This is a genomic window from Octadecabacter temperatus, assembly GCF_001187845.1.
Taxonomy (GTDB): Bacteria; Pseudomonadota; Alphaproteobacteria; order Rhodobacterales; family Rhodobacteraceae; genus Octadecabacter; species Octadecabacter temperatus.
In genome coordinates, this window is record NZ_CP012160.1 from 2,718,023 (window position 1) to 2,734,420 (window position 16,398).

Consider the following 16,398-nt stretch of genomic DNA (forward strand, 5'->3'; position numbering starts at 1 on the left):
ACCGCACATGTCAGATGACCGCATCATTGTCGGAACCATCTCGGGCTCTTTCGGAGTCCATGGTGACGTGCGCCTGAAATCATTCTGTGCCGACCCCGAGGCGCTGGCGGATTACACCCCGCTGACCCGCGCGGATGGCACTGAAATCATGACCATCGTGATCAAAGGCCAAACCAAGGGCGCGCTAATTGCCCGTGTTGACGGCATCACGACCAAAGAAGAAGCAGACGGTCTACGTGGCATGGACCTATTCGCCCGCCGTGACCAACTGCCGTCCTTACCCGACGACGAATTTTATCACACCGACCTTGTTGGCTTGATGGCCTTCGACACTGGTGGAGAGAAACTTGGCCGCATCAAAGCGGTACAAACCAATGGCGCTGAAGACCTTCTTGAAGTCATCAGCCCGACCGACAAAGACACCGTCTTAGTGCCGTTCACCAAGGCGATCGTGCCGACAGTGGACCTCGCAGCGGGCCGTCTTGTAATTGATCCACCAGGTGGGTTGTTCAGCGACGAAGCCGCGGACTGATGCCCGGCCGCCGCGTGATCGTCCACGCCGGCTTTCACAAGACCGGCACAACGAGCGCCCAAAAATTCCTATACGCTAATCGCAAAGACATCTGGCCGCGTTGCGCCCTCGCGCTTCCCGGAAAGCTTCGCGACGGAGCGGGCTTGCAAGCCGTTCGTTACTCACGCTTTCGCACAGATGCATTACTGGACAGTTTCAGCGACGAATTGCACGCCATGCTGTCACAGATCGACCCTGGGCGGCGTAAGATTTTGATTTCTGAGGAAAGCCTATCTGGCAGGATGCCCGGGCGGGATGGCCAATTGGATTACAGTGCAACGCCGACTTTGATGGCACGTGTTGAAGATGTGATTTGCGATGTCTTCGGCGCAGAAGCCGAAGTCATTTTTTGCTTCACCACCCGCGAGCCAAAGTCGTGGCTAAAGTCGACCTACAAACACAACTTGCGCAAATCGCGACTGGTGATGGACGAAGAAGAATACGCGTCAACTTTCGGGCCTGCGGCGGATCTTATTGGCGTAACCAAAGAGATAGAGAAAGCCGTAACGGGAATCGTCTCAACCGCTGACTTGGCTGGCCTAACCGGACCGGAAGGTCCTGCACAGCCGTTGGTGGATTTATTGGAACTGTCCGAACGCCGTCGTAGCAATCTCACTCCGCACGTGCCACATAACATCGGCCCAAAAGATGAAATGATTGACGAACTACTAGCCCTCAACCGATCTTCGCTATCGGATAAGGCGTTGGCTGCGGCAAAAATCGACCTGCTTGGAAAGGCAAAACAAAATGACGGATAAACCCGCGAAATCCATTGGCCGAAAGTCAGTACAAGTCAGCGCCAAGCCGCAGGAATTGATGACAGACAAACCCCAACTCGCCCATGCATGGACGGCGCAGGTCATCACGCTGTTTCCGGATGCCTTTCCGGGGTTACTTGGCGAAAGCTTGACGGGGAAGGCGTTGAAAGACGGGATTTGGCAGCTGCAAACAACAGACTTGCGCCGTTTCGGTATCGGCAAACATCGCAACGTTGATGACACGCCGTCTGGCGGGGGCGCAGGCATGGTTCTACGTGCCGATGTCGTTGCCAATGCGTTGGGCGATACACGGCGCAAGGCGCGCGGTCGGATGCCGTTGATTTACCTTAGTCCACGGGGTGTGCCCTTCACGCAGAAAATCGCCCAAGATCTGAGCGAACAGGACGGCGTAACGTTGCTGTGCGGCCGATTTGAAGGCGTCGATGAACGCGTGCTGGAACACTACGAGATCATGGAAGTGTCGATGGGGGACTACGTCCTGACGGGCGGCGAACTCCCCGCGATGACTCTGATTGACGCCTGTGTACGCTTGCTGCCAGGTGTGTTGGGCAATGAGGAAAGCGCGCTTGAGGAAAGCCATTCCAACGGCTTGCTTGAGCACCCGCAATATACTCGCCCAGCTGAATGGGAAGGGCGCACGATCCCGCCAGTTCTGACATCTGGGGACCATGGGAAAGTTGCCAAATGGCGCAAAGAGATGAGTGAGAAGATCACGCAAGAACGCAGGCCAGATTTGTGGGAAAAGAAGGGCAAAGCGTAATTTGACTGCTGATTAATCTGTTACGATCTTTCTCATCGGCTGAAGACTCTTGATCCTGATCAATGCATCGTCATCGCGATGAGTGCTTAAGTTCTTCGGACAGTTCTTCAATTGGTAGGAAGTATTCGTTTTGACCGCTAAGCATGTTAATCACGACAAGCCCGCAACGCCTACATTGCGACGCTCACTAACCTTACCGCTCCTGACGCTGTATGGGCTTGGGGTTACGGTAGGTGCTGGCATCTACGTTCTGATCGGTTCGACAGTGGCCGAAGCTGGCGCTTACGCTTGGTTAGCGTTCTTATTGGCAGCTTTCGTCGTCGCATTCACAGCGTTTTCCTATGCCGAACTGGCCACCCGATACCCTGTCAGTGCTGGCGAAGCCGCCTATGTGGACGCAGGATTTGGTCGACCAGTGCTCGCAAGCATAGTCGGTGGATTCGTCGCATTATCCGGCATGGTGTCTGCCTCAGCAGTTGCCGTTGGCGCGTCCGGTTACCTTGGCGGGTTAACAGGCCTGTCGTCCCCCATTTTGATCGTCGCAATTGTTGCATCTATGGGGCTCATCGCTTGGTGGGGTATTAACCAATCCGTAAAGGTCGCCGCGGCGATCACGATGCTAGAGATCCTAGGCCTTGTTTTTGTCATCACTTGGGGATTTGGCATGTCCGAACGCACTGGGGTCTCAACGGCAGAACTAATCCCGCCGCTTCAAGGCACACATTGGGGTGGCATCGCCAGCGCGTCCCTTTTGGCGTTCTTTGCCTTTATCGGCTTCGAGGACATGGTGAATGTCGCCGAGGAAGTCGAAACGCCCCGCAGAACCATCCCTCGCGCAATCGTTTATACATTGCTCGTGGCGACGGTTCTTTATGTTCTGGTTGCCGTTTCGGTGTTGGTGGCTGTTCCGATTGAAACGCTGTCGGGATCAGATGAACCACTAACGCTTGTGTTCGTGAATGCACCACAGGTTGTTCAGACTGGTTTTGCCGCCGTGGCAGTTGTTGCCACGGTCAATGGCGTGCTGATCCAAATGATCATGGCCTCTCGCGTGATTTACGGGATGGCTCAACGTAAACGTTTCCCTGCGGTTTTCGCCATTCTTTCCCCACGGACACAAACGCCGACAGTCGCAACAGCTTTTGTGGCCGCTTGCATCATGGGATTGAGCTTATTCCTACCCATTGAACGTCTCGCTGGATGGACATCCCAGATCGTCCTCGCGGTATTTGTTTGCGTGAACTTGTCCTTGATCGCAATCAAGCGGCGGACAGCCACGACTGGCGATTACTATCGCGTACCAATTGCGGTGCCAATTTTAGGTATTCTGACCAGTATTGCGTTGTTTGTAAGTACGATCATGTAGCGATCGGGCGTACTGTATGAGTGAAACTAAATCCGTGTTGGCTTGCGACGGGTCCAAATGGCGATACCGACGCCGATGACAAAACACAAAGAACCCATCAAACTGAATATCGTTCCCATAAATGCGCTGGATTTCATCATTCCAACACTGCGCAACTCGCCTGTTTCCCAATTGGCGCGCCCTTCAACCACATCGCCCTCTGTGTGCGGTTTGGGGCTTACCCAAATGCTGGGAACGTATTCGACAAGCTGCCCATCGGGGCTGCGGGACTGAAACGTAGGTTGATAGACAAAACCGTCATCACTGCGCTTACGATCCATAAGGACGACGGTTAGCTCGGCCTCAACAGACGCCTTGGTGAACTGTTGCCCAGAATAGATAAAAAACATCCCCACAATAAAAAAGATCCCGCCAACTAAGGTGAAAACTAGCGGGGTAACGGCGCGCGCAACTTTGGAAGACCCTTTTTCTTTTTTTGGGCGGCGCATTTTAAACCGGAATTTCTTTGGCGTTTCAGAATTTAGGAACATGAACCCACACTTTCGCCGCTAATTTTATACTGTGTCTGTGCTATTGCATCTGCCAGTAGACAAACAAAAACGCAAATACGGCGCAAACCCCAATCCCTCTTGCCCCAAACGCCCCTTAGCCCTATACGGCCCAAGTGCGTGACCCAACTGAGTCGCAGCACCTTTTTGGTATGGCCGCGACCTCTTCACCGCGAACCCGCCAAAATGCAAAGCAAGGCCGTTAATACCTTTGGTGGGCAACACGATTGACCCGATGAAGACCAAAGCTCTGGCAGCCCTCACATCCGCGGAAAAACCGCGTGACTATAAGGAGTGGATCATGAACCTGATCGCACAAATCGAGGCGGAACAAATCGCCGAACTGGGCAAAGACATCCCAGACTTCAAAGCCGGCGACACTGTTCGCGTAGGCTTCCGCGTGACCGAGGGTACACGTACCCGTGTGCAGAACTACGAAGGTGTCTGCATCGCACGCAAAAACGGTAAGGGCATCGCTGGCTCATTCACTGTTCGCAAAATTTCCTTTGGTGAAGGCGTGGAACGTGTGTTCCCACTGTACTCCACCAACATCGACTCCATCACAGTAGTCCGCCGTGGCCGCGTTCGTCGCGCCAAGCTGTACTACCTTCGTGAGCGTCGCGGTAAGTCCGCACGTATCGTCGAGAAGACAAACTACCGCGCGCCTAAAAGCGCCGCACAAGCGTAAGGAAGATCGAGATGAGAAAAGACATTCACCCCGATTACCACGTCATCGACGTCAAAATGACAGATGGCACGGTTCACCAGATGAAATCCACTTGGGGCGCCGAAGGCGACCAGCTGGCATTGGACATCGACCCGACTGTGCACCCTGCATGGACCGGCGCAGGCGCACGCCTGATGGACACTGGTGGTCGTGTTTCCAAGTTCAAGAAAAAGTACGAAGGCCTGGGCTTCTAAAGCACCTAACCTTTTCGGAAAAGAATACGCCGCTCCTGTTTGGGGGCGGCGTTTTTCGTTTGGGCTTCAAGTTGGTGGTGGACCGAGCTGCTCAAGGTCATACAGCACTGCCATAAAGCGTTGCCCGTATTGCGTGATATTGTACTCTACCCGTGGTGGCACCTCAGAGTAGGTCGCCTTGCTGATAAGGCCGAATTCGACATTCCGGCGCAAGCAATCATTCAGAACTTTCGTCGTCAAACCGTCAACGGAACGCACCATTTCACCCGGGCGATTGATCCCCTGTGCCAACAGATCAAAAACAGTCAGCGACCATTTACACCCACATATTTTGTGTACGATTTCTGCAGACGCTGGCGGCGTCACGCGAGTGGTGATTTTCTTTATGTGCGCGTTCAACATCTTGTACCTTTTTGTGCCTACCTGTCGACTTGGTGCCTACTTATGCCGGCTGGTTTCCCTACGTATTTATGACTTCCAACGAAAACAAACAATGGAAGACGACTATGACACAGCATGCACTCATCACTGGCGGATCCAGCGGCATGGGCCTTGCGACAGCTAAACGGTTGATCGCAAAAGGCATCCCCACAACAGTAATTGGTCGCGATGCAGCGACCTTAGCACAAGCCGCGAAAGAAACGGGTGTGGCCACATTTCAGGCTGATCTTTCAACACAAGAAGGCATTGATGCGGTTAACGATCACATCGCAACCTTGCCATTGACCCATTTCGTCAACGCTGCGGGTTACTTCAATCCCAAGCCGTTCCTCGATCATTCAGGCGATGACTATGACATCTACATGAACCTCAATCGTTCTGGGTTTTTCGTATCTCAAGCTGCCGCGCGCCAGATGGTGAAACAAGGGGGCGGCGCGATTGTTCACATCGGTTCCATGTGGGCACACCAAGCGATCGCAGCGACCCCATCTTCGGCCTATTCCATGGCCAAAGCGGGGGTTCACGCACTGACACAACACATGGCAATGGAGCTTGGTAGCCACAACATCCGCGTCAATGCCGTTGCCCCTGCGGTGGTACGTACACCCATCTACCGCAATTTCGTGCCCGATGATGTGATGGACGAAACATTGGCAAGCTTTGACGGCTTCCACCCAATTGGCCGTATTGGCGAGCCAGATGACGTCGCTAAGGTGGCTGAATTCCTGCTCAATGCCGACGCTGATTGGGTAACTGGTGCAGTTTGGGATGTCGACGGCGGCGTCATGGCTGGCCGTAACTAACAAAAAGAAACCGCCGCCCCGGTAGGTGCGGCGGTTTCAAATTCAAAGGTCTAGGTTTTAAGCCCCAACAACCATCACAAGCACCCAAAAGATCGAGGCAGACAACAGCGCCGCAGCTGGGACCGTGATGATCCAAGCTGCGATGATCGTCATGAAGTGCGAACGGCGCACCAATTTGCGGCGGCGGCGTTCCTCAACCGAATAGGCTGGCTTGTCGGGCATTGCGACGCGTGCTTTGCGCAGACGGCGTTCTGCGTCCCATTCACGGAAGAAACCAACACCAAACACACCACCAACTGCGATATGCGTTGAGCTAACTGGCAGGCCGAGCCATGAGGCCACAATCACCGTGATCGCCGCTGAAAGGGCTACACAGTAAGCGCGCATCGGGTTCAGCTTGGTGATCTGGCTACCGACCATGCGGATCAGCTTTGGTCCAAACAAGAACAAACCAAATGAGATACCGAACGCACCAATCACCATCACCCAGAACGGGATGGAGAAGCTGTGCGTGAAGTCACCGGATTGGGAAACCTGAACGATTGCCGCCAAAGGTCCAACAGCATTGGCAACATCGTTCGCGCCGTGCGCAAAGGACAGCAGTGCGGCGGAGACAACCAATGGAATACCGAACAGAACTTTGAGGGACTTGTTGCGGTTCTCAAGGCCTTCGGACTGTTTCTTGATCACTGGGATCATCACCAGCCAAACCAAGATCGCAACCGCGAGGCCAATCAGCAGCGCCGTTGGCATGTCGATTTTGATGATCTTCTTGAGGCCCTTGAGCGCAAGGTATGCGCCAAACGCACCCGCCATAATACCAACCAAGACAGGCACCCAACGACGGGCGGCAGCGATTTTGTCATCGCGGTAGATAATCCGTGACTTAATGACGAAAAGGAAGAACGCGGCAATCGCACCACCCAAAACCGGCGAAATGACCCACGACGCAGCAATCGCGCCCATTGTGTCCCAACTTACAGCAGCAAAGCCTGCCGCCGCGATACCAGCCCCCATTACACCACCAACAACAGAGTGCGTCGTGGAAACAGGCGCGCCAACGAAAGTCGCAAGGTTAACCCACAGGGCAGCCGATAAAAGCGCAGCCATCATCGCCCAAATGAACGTCTCGGGCGTGCCCATGCTTTCAGGCGCGATAATTCCTTTGGCGATGGTCGAAACGACATCCCCGCCTGCAATCAACGCACCGGCACTTTCAAACACCACGGCAATCGCGATGGCACCGCCCATGGTCAGCGCATTTGCACCAACCGCTGGACCCATATTGTTAGCCACATCGTTCGCACCGATGTTGAGAGCCATGTAAGCCCCCAGACAGGTCGCAATGATCACGATCATGGAATTGCTGGTTTGCCCAAAGAACAACGCAGCAGCTAAGCCTGCGAGTACGATAAACAGAAGTGAAATACCTGGTCCAACCAACGGGCGTGCAACATATTGCGTCGCTACTTCAAGTCGAGAAAACCGCGCTAAATCACGATCCAGAGTTTCTAGATGGCGTAGATCGCCGTTGTTGTTGTCAGTCATGGTGCCCCCCGTGAATATGAGGGCACAATTGACTCTAACAACGCATCAAATCAATGCTTTTACCGTCCGAATGACCAAAAAATGGTCAATTAGATAGCAGAGCCATTCAAAATGGATTTCAACTCGGGCTCATCCACCAAATTGGCGGCTTCCGAGGGGCTGACCCAACGCCGCTCACGCTGGCCTGCTTCTGGAAAGTCGTTTTCAAGCGCATTTACCGAAACAGAGTAAACCAAAGTCTCAATCGGGACCGGGAGGCCGCTGCCCATAGTTTTGTCGTAGTCATAACTGCCGATAGGTTCAGGTTCGGCGGTCGCGTCTTTTACGCCCGCTTCTTCCCAAGCTTCTTGCAATGCAGCCTGCGATGACGCGAGGCCACGGATGGGCCAGCCTTTAGGAATGATCCAGCGTCCGGTTCCACGGCTCGTGACCAAAAGAACCTCTTTGTCATCACCAACGCCACGTGTGCAAAGCGCCGCGACTTGCAGTCCTTTTGGGCGACGAAACATCGGCGCGACAAAGTCACGTAAAACGCGGTTGATAGCGGAATTCATTCGGGCACTGCCATTTTTTCTTATTATCTTTGGACACTTACATAAGGGTAAGTGCCCAAAAATGCAACTTAGGCCTTAATTTATGATGAAGCCTTGTTCGGTTTACGACGGCGATTGCCACCGCCACCACCGGGCTTACCACCACCCGGACGGCCACCACCGCCGCCGCCAGGACGACCGCCACCAGGCTTACCGCCACGGCCACCGCCACCTCCGAAACGACGACCACCGCCGCCTCCGCCCCGCTTGGGTTTGGCTTCTTCTTCGTCCTTGGCCCATGGGCGACCACCCGCAACGGGAATGTCAGCCTTCATGGCCTTTTGGATATCGCGCAGTTCGCCCATTTCGTCAGGCGCACAGAACGCAACGGCCATACCTTCAGCACCTGCACGGGCTGTACGACCAATACGGTGGACATAGTTTTCAGGCACGTTCGGCAGATCGTAGTTATAGACGTGCTTCACCTCTGGAATATCCAATCCACGGGCAGCCACGTCTGTCGCCACTAGAATTTTCACCTTACCAGCTTTAAAGTCCGTGATCGCGCGGTCCCGCTGGCCTTGGGATTTGTTGCCGTGGATGGATGCAGACGCGAAGCCCTTGTTCGTCAGCAGCTTATGCAGCTTTTCGGACCCGTGTTTGGTGCGGCCAAAGACAATCGCGCGCTCATCACGGTGCTTGTCGATCAGCTCCAACAACAGGTCTGTTTTTGCGGCTTTGGCAACGAAGTGGACTGACTGTTCAATACGATCAACGGCTTTACCCGGTGCGTTCACTTGAACGCGGATCGGGTTCTCAAGGAACGCCCCTGCAAGTTCGCCCATCAGTTTCGGCATCGTCGCAGAGAACAGCATCGTCTGACGCGGCGTCGCCAAAAGCGGCGCGATTTGGCGCAGCGCGTGGATGAAGCCCATGTCGAGCATCTGGTCAGCTTCATCAAGTACGAGGAACTTTGTATCCCCTAAACGCACAGCGCGGCGCTCAAGCAGGTCGATCAAACGCCCCGGCGTGGCAACCAAAAGGTCAACGCCGCGTTCAAGCTTACGGATTTGGCCCGTAATACCGGCGCCGCCAACAACCAACATGGTCTTAAGGTGCGTACCTGTTGTGTAGGCCGCCAAGTTCTCTTGAATTTGTTTTGCCAATTCACGGGTCGGCGCAAGGATCAGCGCACGCGCTGTTTTGCCCTCGGGCTTACCTTGCTCTTTCAAAAGCATATCAATCATCGGCAGGCCAAAGGCGGCCGTTTTACCGCTGCCCGTTTGGGCAAGGCCCATGACGTCGCGGCCATTCATTGCATGTGGGATTGCCTGCGCCTGAATTGGCGTCGGGTCAGTGATGCCTTGGCTTTTCAGTTCAGCAATCAGTCGGGGCGCGAGGCCCAGCATATCAAAATCCATGTGTTTTCCTTGGATCGGGGCGAACGCTTAAGCGCCCGCAAAAATAATTCGCCCCAACCCGAACGGTTGAAACATCGCAAAAGGATGCGCCAAAAGCTGACGGTGGGCCGAATGCCCATGCCCGAGTTAAGTCGAGGCCCGCCGATCTGGCGTGGCACCCCTGCGTGATGGTGGGAACCTTAAGGAGATGCACTTTGCACAAACCTGCGCCTGCTCACGCGGCAGCCAGCATCATCCTTGAGGGGCAAATGGGGCTTTGCATGTCACAAGTCAATCCCTCTTTGCCTTGCGTCCGCCGCTGGGTATAGTTACGCCGACGCTCTGGACAACGATCCGGATCAGCAAAGGGGCAAGCGCAGTGGCACATATTATCGTCGTGGGGAACGAAAAGGGCGGGGCTGGTAAGTCCACCGTTTCGATGCACGTAGCAACAGCGCTGTCGCGCATGGGGCATAAGGTCGGCACGCTTGATCTGGATTTGCGCCAAAAAACGCTGGGCCGCTATGTGGAAAACCGCAAAAAATTCCTTGAAAAAGAAGGGCTGACACTGCCCACGCCGACTTATCATGACCTCCCCGAAGTTGATCCTGCGACGCTGAAAGACGGCGAAAACATCTTTGACCATCGCCTGTCGGTGGCTGTTGCTGGGCTTGAGCCGGACAATGATTTCATCCTGATCGACTGCCCGGGCAGCCACACACGGTTGTCACAGGTGGCGCATTCGCTTGCAGATACGCTGATTACACCGCTCAACGACAGCTTTATCGACTTTGACCTGCTGGCCCACATCGACGGCGATGCAGAAACGATCACCGGCCCATCCGTTTATTCGCAAATGGTCTGGAATGCGCGACAGCTTCGCGCGCAAGCTGGGTTCGAGCCGATTGATTGGATCGTCGTGCGCAACCGCATGGGTGCGCAAAACATGGTGAACAAACAAAAGATGGAAGCCGCGATTGAAAAGCTCTCGCGCCGCATCGGGTTCCGCACGGCCCCCGGCTTCAACGAACGGGTGATTTTCCGCGAGCTGTTCCCACGCGGTCTGACATTGCTGGACCTACGCGACATCGGCGTAAAAGGCCTGAACATCTCAAACGTCGCCGCACGTCAAGAACTGCGCGAGTTGATCAAATCGCTAAACCTGCCCGGTGTTAACGTAGATTTCTAATTGAGACCCATGCTGTCAAACCGTGCCGTTGTTTTGGGCCGCAATGCGCGGCGCACAATGAAGAACCAGCGCAGCGCGAACATGGCGACGAATAGACCAATCAACATACCGCCCAGCAAGATTTGAGCATCAACATCGCCAGCAATAGCCAGGAAGAACTTAGCGACGAACCATTCAGCAATCGGCGCGACATCAATGTCGGTCCAATGACGGTTCGGGTCCGCATCAGGGACGATTGCAGTGGCGGCGTTTTGTGCAACGGTCTCTTCGATTGACCGGGTTTCAAGGGCATTGGCTTCAGATGACTTCCCAATCAGGTCAGACACTGTCGCAGCGAGACCGAGAAAAAACAAACCGCCAACAATGCCAATCAGGACTTTGCGGATACCGAATTTAGAGCGCGCGGGTGTGACCGCAGGCGCGTTCAAGACCGGTTCTTCGTACCGTAACGGTTCGTGGCGTGTTGGTGCTGGTACGTAATCCTCTTCATCCACCAATCCGCTGCGCTGCTTCCACAAGGGAGCAGCTTTGCGCTGCGGCGCTGGGTCAAAGGCGACCGGATCAACATGCGACGCGGTATCGGGATCTTCGATTTCAGGCATATCTTCAGACTTTTGGGCGAACGCCAATTTCAACAGTGCGAGTAGCCCAAGCGCGCCAGCAATCTTGGAGAACACACCAAATATCGTAAACCCACCGAAATCTGCAGGTGCGAACGCGGCTTCGCGACCGTCGACATAGGGCCAGATCACGATCGGGTTCGCTGGCATTGCGATACCTTCTTGCACAAAGGCGTCCTCAACGTGGTCTTGCCATTTACCAGCGCCGCGGAGCGCACCGTTCAGGTTCAAAACCGGGCCCAGCGCGCCTTCATCCACGAGCCATGCTTTAACGGTTTCAGGCGTTAGCGTTTCGAAACTATCGTCTTTCGCTTGGAACAGTGCGTAGCCAAGAATTTCCTTGGTGTTGATGCTGCCCGCAGCAACAAGCGGGAACATCGCGACATAATCCGTTCTTGAGGATTCCTCGTACCAAAGATCGTAGGTCATTTCCCAAACAAGTTCGGATTGTAGCACGACTTCGTTCACACCATTCGCACCGGATGACGGTGTGGCATTCGCAATTTCAATGATGGCGGGTGGGCCAGCCGCAAGCGCAGCGGCGTTCTTCGCGTCAATCTGGTTAACGCGAAGTTGCAAAAGAATCCCAGATGCGAGGACCAGACTTGCGGCTATGCCAAGGCCAACCGGCCCGCGGCGCAATAGCCAGAATCCGGCTGCGAGAGCAAATGTAGCTGCGGTTCTGTTTCTTCGGAACATACTGACCCTCATGCGTTTGTTGAGAGTATTTTGCCGTCGATCTTTGGCAAGACTTAGGCACGTTTAGGTTGTTTTTTAGCTCTAGCCGCGTTGCAATTTCTCGATAATTGGGCAATCGGGTCGCGCATCCCCTGCACAGGACTGCACCAGATCAGCCAGTGTCGCACGCATATCCTGAAGACCCGCAATCTTTGCCTCAATCGCTACAAGATGTTCTTTGGCGATAGCACGCACATCGCCACTGGCGCGGTCCTGATCCTCCCACAATGCAAGCAGGTCACGACAATCATCGATCGAGAATCCAAGGCTACGTGCGCGGGCAAGGAACGTGAGTTTGTGCAGATGCGCGTCGCTGAAATCGCGATACCCGTTGGCAGCGCGATCAGGTGTCACCAGCCCTATGTCTTCGTAATAGCGTATAGTTTTGGGCGGCAGCCCAACACGTGTGCTTGCGTCTTTAATGTTCATTGGATGGCCTCCAGTTCGGCTACTTTTACCCAACGAAGACGCAACGCATTGGTCACGACCAAAACGCTAGACGCTGCCATCGCAAGCGCGGCGAGTTGCGGCGACAGCAACCCTAATGCCGCAACCGGAATTAGGATGATGTTATAGCCAAAGGCCCATCCAAGGTTTTGCCAGATATTGCGCAAGGTGCGGCGGCTCACTTCAATTGCACGTGCAACACCGGCAGGGTTGCCTGACACCAACACCACGTCTGCACTTTCAACGGCGACATCAGTGCCGGTACCCATCGCAATGCCGACGTCAGCGGTGGCAAGTGCAGGGGCATCGTTTATCCCATCCCCAACGAACGCCACCTTTCGACCACCCGATTGCAGTTGTTTGACTGCCTCTGCTTTTCCATCAGGCAACACACCAGCGAGCACTTGTTCAATTCCCAAAGCCTTCCCCAAAGCCCCCGCAGCGTCTTTGGTATCACCTGAAATCATCACCACCACCAGCCCGCGTGCTTTCAGCGCTTGAACCGTGGCTTTGGCTGTTGGCTTTGGCGTATCAGACAAGCCAATCGTTCCCGCGAACTTTCCATCAATCGCAACCATGACGGGGGTCTGGCCCGCTGGAATTTCCGGCTGCACTTTAACGCCTTCCCAAGCCATCATCGCCGCATTGCCGATGACGATGCGGCGGCCTTCGACTGTGCCTTGCAGGCCGTGGCCGGGAATAGTTTCTACATCTGTCGCGACGGGCAAATGGCGACCAGCAAGCGCGACGATCGCGTTCGCCAATGGATGGTCAGACGCGGCCTCAACAGCGGCAACCGCTGCAAGGTCCTGCGAACGCAACGTATTGGTCACTACGACAGGCGCACCAGCGGTAAGCGTTCCTGTCTTATCAAACGCAACGACATCGACACCTTGCAGGGCCTGCAAGGCATCCCCGCGTCGAAACAAAACACCCAGTTCAGCAGCGCGTCCCGTGCCGACCATGATTGACGTGGGCGTTGCCAATCCCATGGCGCAAGGACACGCAATAATCAGAACCGAAACACCGGCAACCAGCGCCAGCGGTAAGGACCCAAACACCAACCAAAGCAGAACGGTAAGCGTGGCAACCGCGATAACCGCAGGTACGAACCAAAGGGTTATCTTGTTCACGAGGTCTTGCACTGGCAAACGTGCCCCCTGCGCTTCGGCAACCATCGTAATGATCCGTGCGAGCAAGGTTTCTGATCCTACAGAACGCGCTTCTAACACCAGTGATGAGGTCCCGTTAATCGTGCCAGCAACCAGCTCATTGCCGACCCCTTTTTCAACGGGCATTGGCTCTCCGGAAATCATGCTTTCGTCGACGTAACCAGTGCCACGCGTTAACACACCATCCACAGGTATTCGCGTGCCTGCAGCCAAATGGACAATGTCACCGACGACAACTTTGTCGAGTGGGAGCGAAATCACTTCACCCTCTCTCTCGACATTTGCGGTGTCAGGGCGCAACCCGATCAACCGCTTAATCGCGGCGCCTGTGCGACCCTTCGCGCGTGCCTCAAGGTAGCGGCCCAGCAGGATGAGCGTCACGATCACCGCCGCCGCTTCGAAATAGACCGCAATACTTCCGTCGGGCAACCATTGGGGACGAAACGTTGCAACAGTGGAATAGCCCCACGCCGCGCTCGCCCCCAAAACCACGAGCGAATTCATGTCCGGCGCACCACGTAACAACGCAGGGACACCTTTGGTGAAAAACCCACGGCCTGGCCCGATCAACACAACTGTCGCTAAGAAAAACTGAATGAGCCAACTGTCCTGCATCCCAATCACTTGTGCAATAAAATGATGCACGGACGGGAAAACATGCCCGCCCATCTCGACAACAAATATCGGCAGGGTCAACGCAGCAGCTATTAGAGTTGAACGCAGCAAGGCTGGCGCTTCATCTTCGCGTTCTAGTGCCACGCCGTCCGCCTTCATAGGGCTTGCAGGGTAACCTGCCTTTGCCGAAGCCGTGGCAATCAAATCTTCCAACCCAGCGACACCCTCAACTGTGGCCGTGCGATCTGCAAAATTGATGTATGCCGAGGTTACGCCCGCAACCCCTGCCATCGCCTTTTGCGCGCGCGCAGCACAGCCACCACAGGTCATTTCATCTACATCGAAGCGATAATTGGTCATAACGACTCCCCTTGTCACCACCTACATAAACCTTCCAGTAACGGTAAGGTCAAAACATTTCTCACTTCAATCTGGCCCTACATTGCCGCCTTTACTGGACCTATTCGTGTACCCCCAAAATCTAAATAGTAAGGCAACGCACCCAGAGTGCACCCCTGATTCCATGCGGAGGACTTGTGATGGACGGAATGACGACGAACGACCTGAGCCATGTAGTTGACGCTGATCGCGCCCATGTCTGGCATCACCTCAGCCAGCACACGCAGTATATGAATGAAGACCTCAGCGCGCAGGTTGACCCGCGTATCATCGTTGAGGGCAAAGGCATGCGCGTCTGGGACCAGCATGGCAAAGAACACATCGACGCTGTGTCCGGCGGTGTTTGGACCGTTAACGTAGGCTATGGGCGTGAAAGCATTGCCAATGCAGTGCGCGACCAGATTTTGAAAATGAACTTCTTTGGCGGCACCGTTGGGTCCATTCCTGGTGCGTTGTTCGCAGAAAAGCTGATTTCCAAAATGCCCGGAATGACACGGGTTTATTACGCAAACTCCGGTTCTGAGGCCAACGAGAAGGGTTTCAAAATCGTTCGCCAAATCGCGCACAAACGCTACGGCGGCAAGAAGCATAAGATCCTATATCGCGACCGCGACTACCACGGCTCGACCATCGCTAGCATGTCTGCGGGCGGGCAGGATGAGCGGAACGCACAGTACGGTCCATTCACCCCCGGATTTGTACGCGTGCCGCACTGCATGGAGTACCGCAAGCACGAACAGGCCGGCGCACCAGACGAAAACTACGGTGTTTGGGCCGCTAACCAGATCGAAGAAGTGATCCTGCGCGAAGGTGCAGACACTGTCGGCGCGCTTTGCCTTGAACCTGTGACAGCAGGTGGTGGCGTGATTACTCCACCCGAAGGTTACTGGGAACGCGTTCAGGAAATCTGCAAGAAGTACGACATCCTTCTTCACATCGACGAAGTCGTTTGTGGTGTAGGCCGTACGGGGGCTTGGTTCGGCTACCAGAACTACGGCATCAAGCCCGACATCGTGACGATGGCCAAAGGCGTGGCGTCTGGTTACGCGGCAATTTCATGCTGTGTGACGACTGAGGCGGTGTTTGACATGTTCAAAGACGACTCCTCTGATCCGCTGAACTACTTCCGCGATATCTCAACGTTTGGTGGCTGCACGGCAGGCCCTGCAGCGGCGCTTGAGAACATGAAGATCATCGAAAACGAAGATCTTTTGGCAAACACACTTGTTATGGGGGACCGTATGGTCGCCAACCTGCAAGCGCTGGCCGAGAAGTTTCCACAAATTGGTGATGTGCGTGGCAAAGGATTGTTCGTTGGGGCGGAGTTGGTCACGGATCGCACCACCAAAGAACCGATGCCTGAAAACCTTGTTGGGGCAGTTGTCGCAGACTGTAACAAGAACGGTGTGATCATCGGGGCGACGAACCGCTCTGTTCCAGGCAAGAATAACACGCTGTGCTTCTCGCCTGCATTGATCGCGACGGCAGACGACATTGACGAGATCACCGATGCAGTTAGCGCCGCATTAGGGCGAGTTTTCGCCTAAG

At 54.8% G+C, this 16,398-nt stretch carries 17 protein-coding genes; 9 read left to right on the forward strand and 8 right to left on the reverse strand.

Annotated elements, in window-relative coordinates; genetic code table 11:
* The first annotated feature begins 7 nt into the window (after window positions 1-7).
* The 4 genes from rimM (at window position 8) to OSB_RS13650 (ending at window position 3,476) form a co-directional block, all read left to right on the forward strand.
* Window positions 8-532, forward strand: a complete 525-nt coding sequence (gene rimM, locus OSB_RS13635) for a ribosome maturation factor RimM (protein WP_049835512.1) — start codon at window positions 8-10, stop codon at window positions 530-532.
* Window positions 532-1,329, forward strand: a complete 798-nt coding sequence (locus tag OSB_RS13640) for a hypothetical protein (RefSeq protein ID WP_049835513.1) — start codon at window positions 532-534, stop codon at window positions 1,327-1,329. Before rimM ends, OSB_RS13640 begins: the two co-directional genes overlap by 1 nt.
* On the forward strand, window positions 1,319-2,110 hold the full coding sequence (gene trmD, locus OSB_RS13645; RefSeq protein WP_049835514.1) for a tRNA (guanosine(37)-N1)-methyltransferase TrmD: 792 nt from the start codon (window positions 1,319-1,321) through the stop codon (window positions 2,108-2,110). Before OSB_RS13640 ends, trmD begins: the two co-directional genes overlap by 11 nt.
* 130 nt (window positions 2,111-2,240) lie before the next feature.
* On the forward strand, window positions 2,241-3,476 hold the full coding sequence (locus OSB_RS13650) for an APC family permease (RefSeq protein ID WP_049835515.1): 1,236 nt from the start codon (window positions 2,241-2,243) through the stop codon (window positions 3,474-3,476).
* 26 nt (window positions 3,477-3,502) lie between these two features.
* On the opposite strand, the gene OSB_RS13655 is transcribed toward OSB_RS13650, so the two are convergent.
* Window positions 3,503-3,865, reverse strand: a complete 363-nt coding sequence (locus OSB_RS13655; protein ID WP_143831350.1) for a hypothetical protein — start codon at window positions 3,863-3,865, stop codon at window positions 3,503-3,505.
* A 460-nt stretch (window positions 3,866-4,325) separates the two neighbouring features.
* Between OSB_RS13655 and rplS the strand changes: the two genes are divergently transcribed.
* Together rplS and rpmE are read left to right on the forward strand one after the other, a co-directional pair.
* Window positions 4,326-4,712, forward strand: a complete 387-nt coding sequence (rplS, locus tag OSB_RS13660) for a 50S ribosomal protein L19 (RefSeq protein ID WP_049836178.1) — start codon at window positions 4,326-4,328, stop codon at window positions 4,710-4,712.
* 11 nt (window positions 4,713-4,723) lie between these two features.
* Complete coding sequence (rpmE, locus tag OSB_RS13665) at window positions 4,724-4,945, forward strand: 50S ribosomal protein L31 (protein WP_049835517.1); 222 nt, start codon at window positions 4,724-4,726, stop codon at window positions 4,943-4,945.
* Between the two features lie 66 nt (window positions 4,946-5,011).
* Here rpmE and OSB_RS13670 read toward each other — a convergent pair whose 3' ends face one another.
* Entirely contained in the window at window positions 5,012-5,347 is a 336-nt protein-coding gene (locus OSB_RS13670) for a winged helix-turn-helix transcriptional regulator (protein ID WP_143831348.1), read from the reverse strand.
* A gap of 104 nt (window positions 5,348-5,451) precedes the next feature.
* Between OSB_RS13670 and OSB_RS13675 the strand changes: the two genes are divergently transcribed.
* The gene (locus OSB_RS13675; RefSeq protein WP_049835518.1) at window positions 5,452-6,189 is read left to right on the forward strand and encodes an SDR family NAD(P)-dependent oxidoreductase; all 738 of its coding nucleotides are present in this window, start codon (window positions 5,452-5,454) and stop codon (window positions 6,187-6,189) included.
* Window positions 6,190-6,246: 57 nt separating this feature from the next.
* Here OSB_RS13675 and OSB_RS13680 read toward each other — a convergent pair whose 3' ends face one another.
* The 3 genes from OSB_RS13680 to OSB_RS13690 form a co-directional block, all read right to left on the reverse strand.
* Window positions 6,247-7,737, reverse strand: a complete 1,491-nt coding sequence (locus tag OSB_RS13680; protein WP_049835519.1) for an inorganic phosphate transporter — start codon at window positions 7,735-7,737, stop codon at window positions 6,247-6,249.
* An 89-nt stretch (window positions 7,738-7,826) separates the two neighbouring features.
* On the reverse strand, window positions 7,827-8,291 hold the full coding sequence (locus tag OSB_RS13685) for an NUDIX hydrolase (protein ID WP_049835520.1): 465 nt from the start codon (window positions 8,289-8,291) through the stop codon (window positions 7,827-7,829).
* An 80-nt stretch (window positions 8,292-8,371) separates the two neighbouring features.
* A complete protein-coding gene (locus tag OSB_RS13690; protein ID WP_049835521.1) occupies window positions 8,372-9,691 on the reverse strand; it encodes a DEAD/DEAH box helicase in 1,320 nt (439 codons plus the stop codon).
* Window positions 9,692-10,049: 358 nt separating this feature from the next.
* Here OSB_RS13690 and OSB_RS13695 point away from each other — a divergent pair, with 358 nt between their 5' ends.
* The gene (locus OSB_RS13695; RefSeq protein ID WP_049835522.1) at window positions 10,050-10,859 is read left to right on the forward strand and encodes a division plane positioning ATPase MipZ; all 810 of its coding nucleotides are present in this window, start codon (window positions 10,050-10,052) and stop codon (window positions 10,857-10,859) included.
* On the opposite strand, the gene OSB_RS13700 is transcribed toward OSB_RS13695, so the two are convergent.
* The 3 genes from OSB_RS13700 to OSB_RS13710 all read right to left on the reverse strand — a co-directional run bounded on the left by OSB_RS13700 (window position 10,856) and on the right by OSB_RS13710 (window position 14,811).
* Window positions 10,856-12,178, reverse strand: coding sequence for a hypothetical protein (locus OSB_RS13700; RefSeq protein ID WP_049835523.1), 1,323 nt, complete (start codon window positions 12,176-12,178; stop codon window positions 10,856-10,858). The genes OSB_RS13695 and OSB_RS13700 overlap by 4 nt on opposite strands.
* An 81-nt stretch (window positions 12,179-12,259) precedes the next feature.
* On the reverse strand, window positions 12,260-12,646 hold the full coding sequence (gene cueR / locus OSB_RS13705; protein WP_049835524.1) for a Cu(I)-responsive transcriptional regulator: 387 nt from the start codon (window positions 12,644-12,646) through the stop codon (window positions 12,260-12,262).
* Window positions 12,643-14,811: a heavy metal translocating P-type ATPase gene (locus OSB_RS13710; protein WP_049835525.1), complete on the reverse strand. Its 2,169-nt coding sequence runs from the start codon at window positions 14,809-14,811 to the stop codon at window positions 12,643-12,645. The genes cueR and OSB_RS13710 overlap by 4 nt, the downstream gene beginning before the upstream one ends.
* Window positions 14,812-14,990: 179 nt before the next feature.
* Here OSB_RS13710 and OSB_RS13715 point away from each other — a divergent pair, with 179 nt between their 5' ends.
* The gene (locus OSB_RS13715; RefSeq protein WP_049835526.1) at window positions 14,991-16,397 is read left to right on the forward strand and encodes an aminotransferase family protein; all 1,407 of its coding nucleotides are present in this window, start codon (window positions 14,991-14,993) and stop codon (window positions 16,395-16,397) included.
* The last annotated feature ends 1 nt before the right edge of the window (window position 16,398 follow it).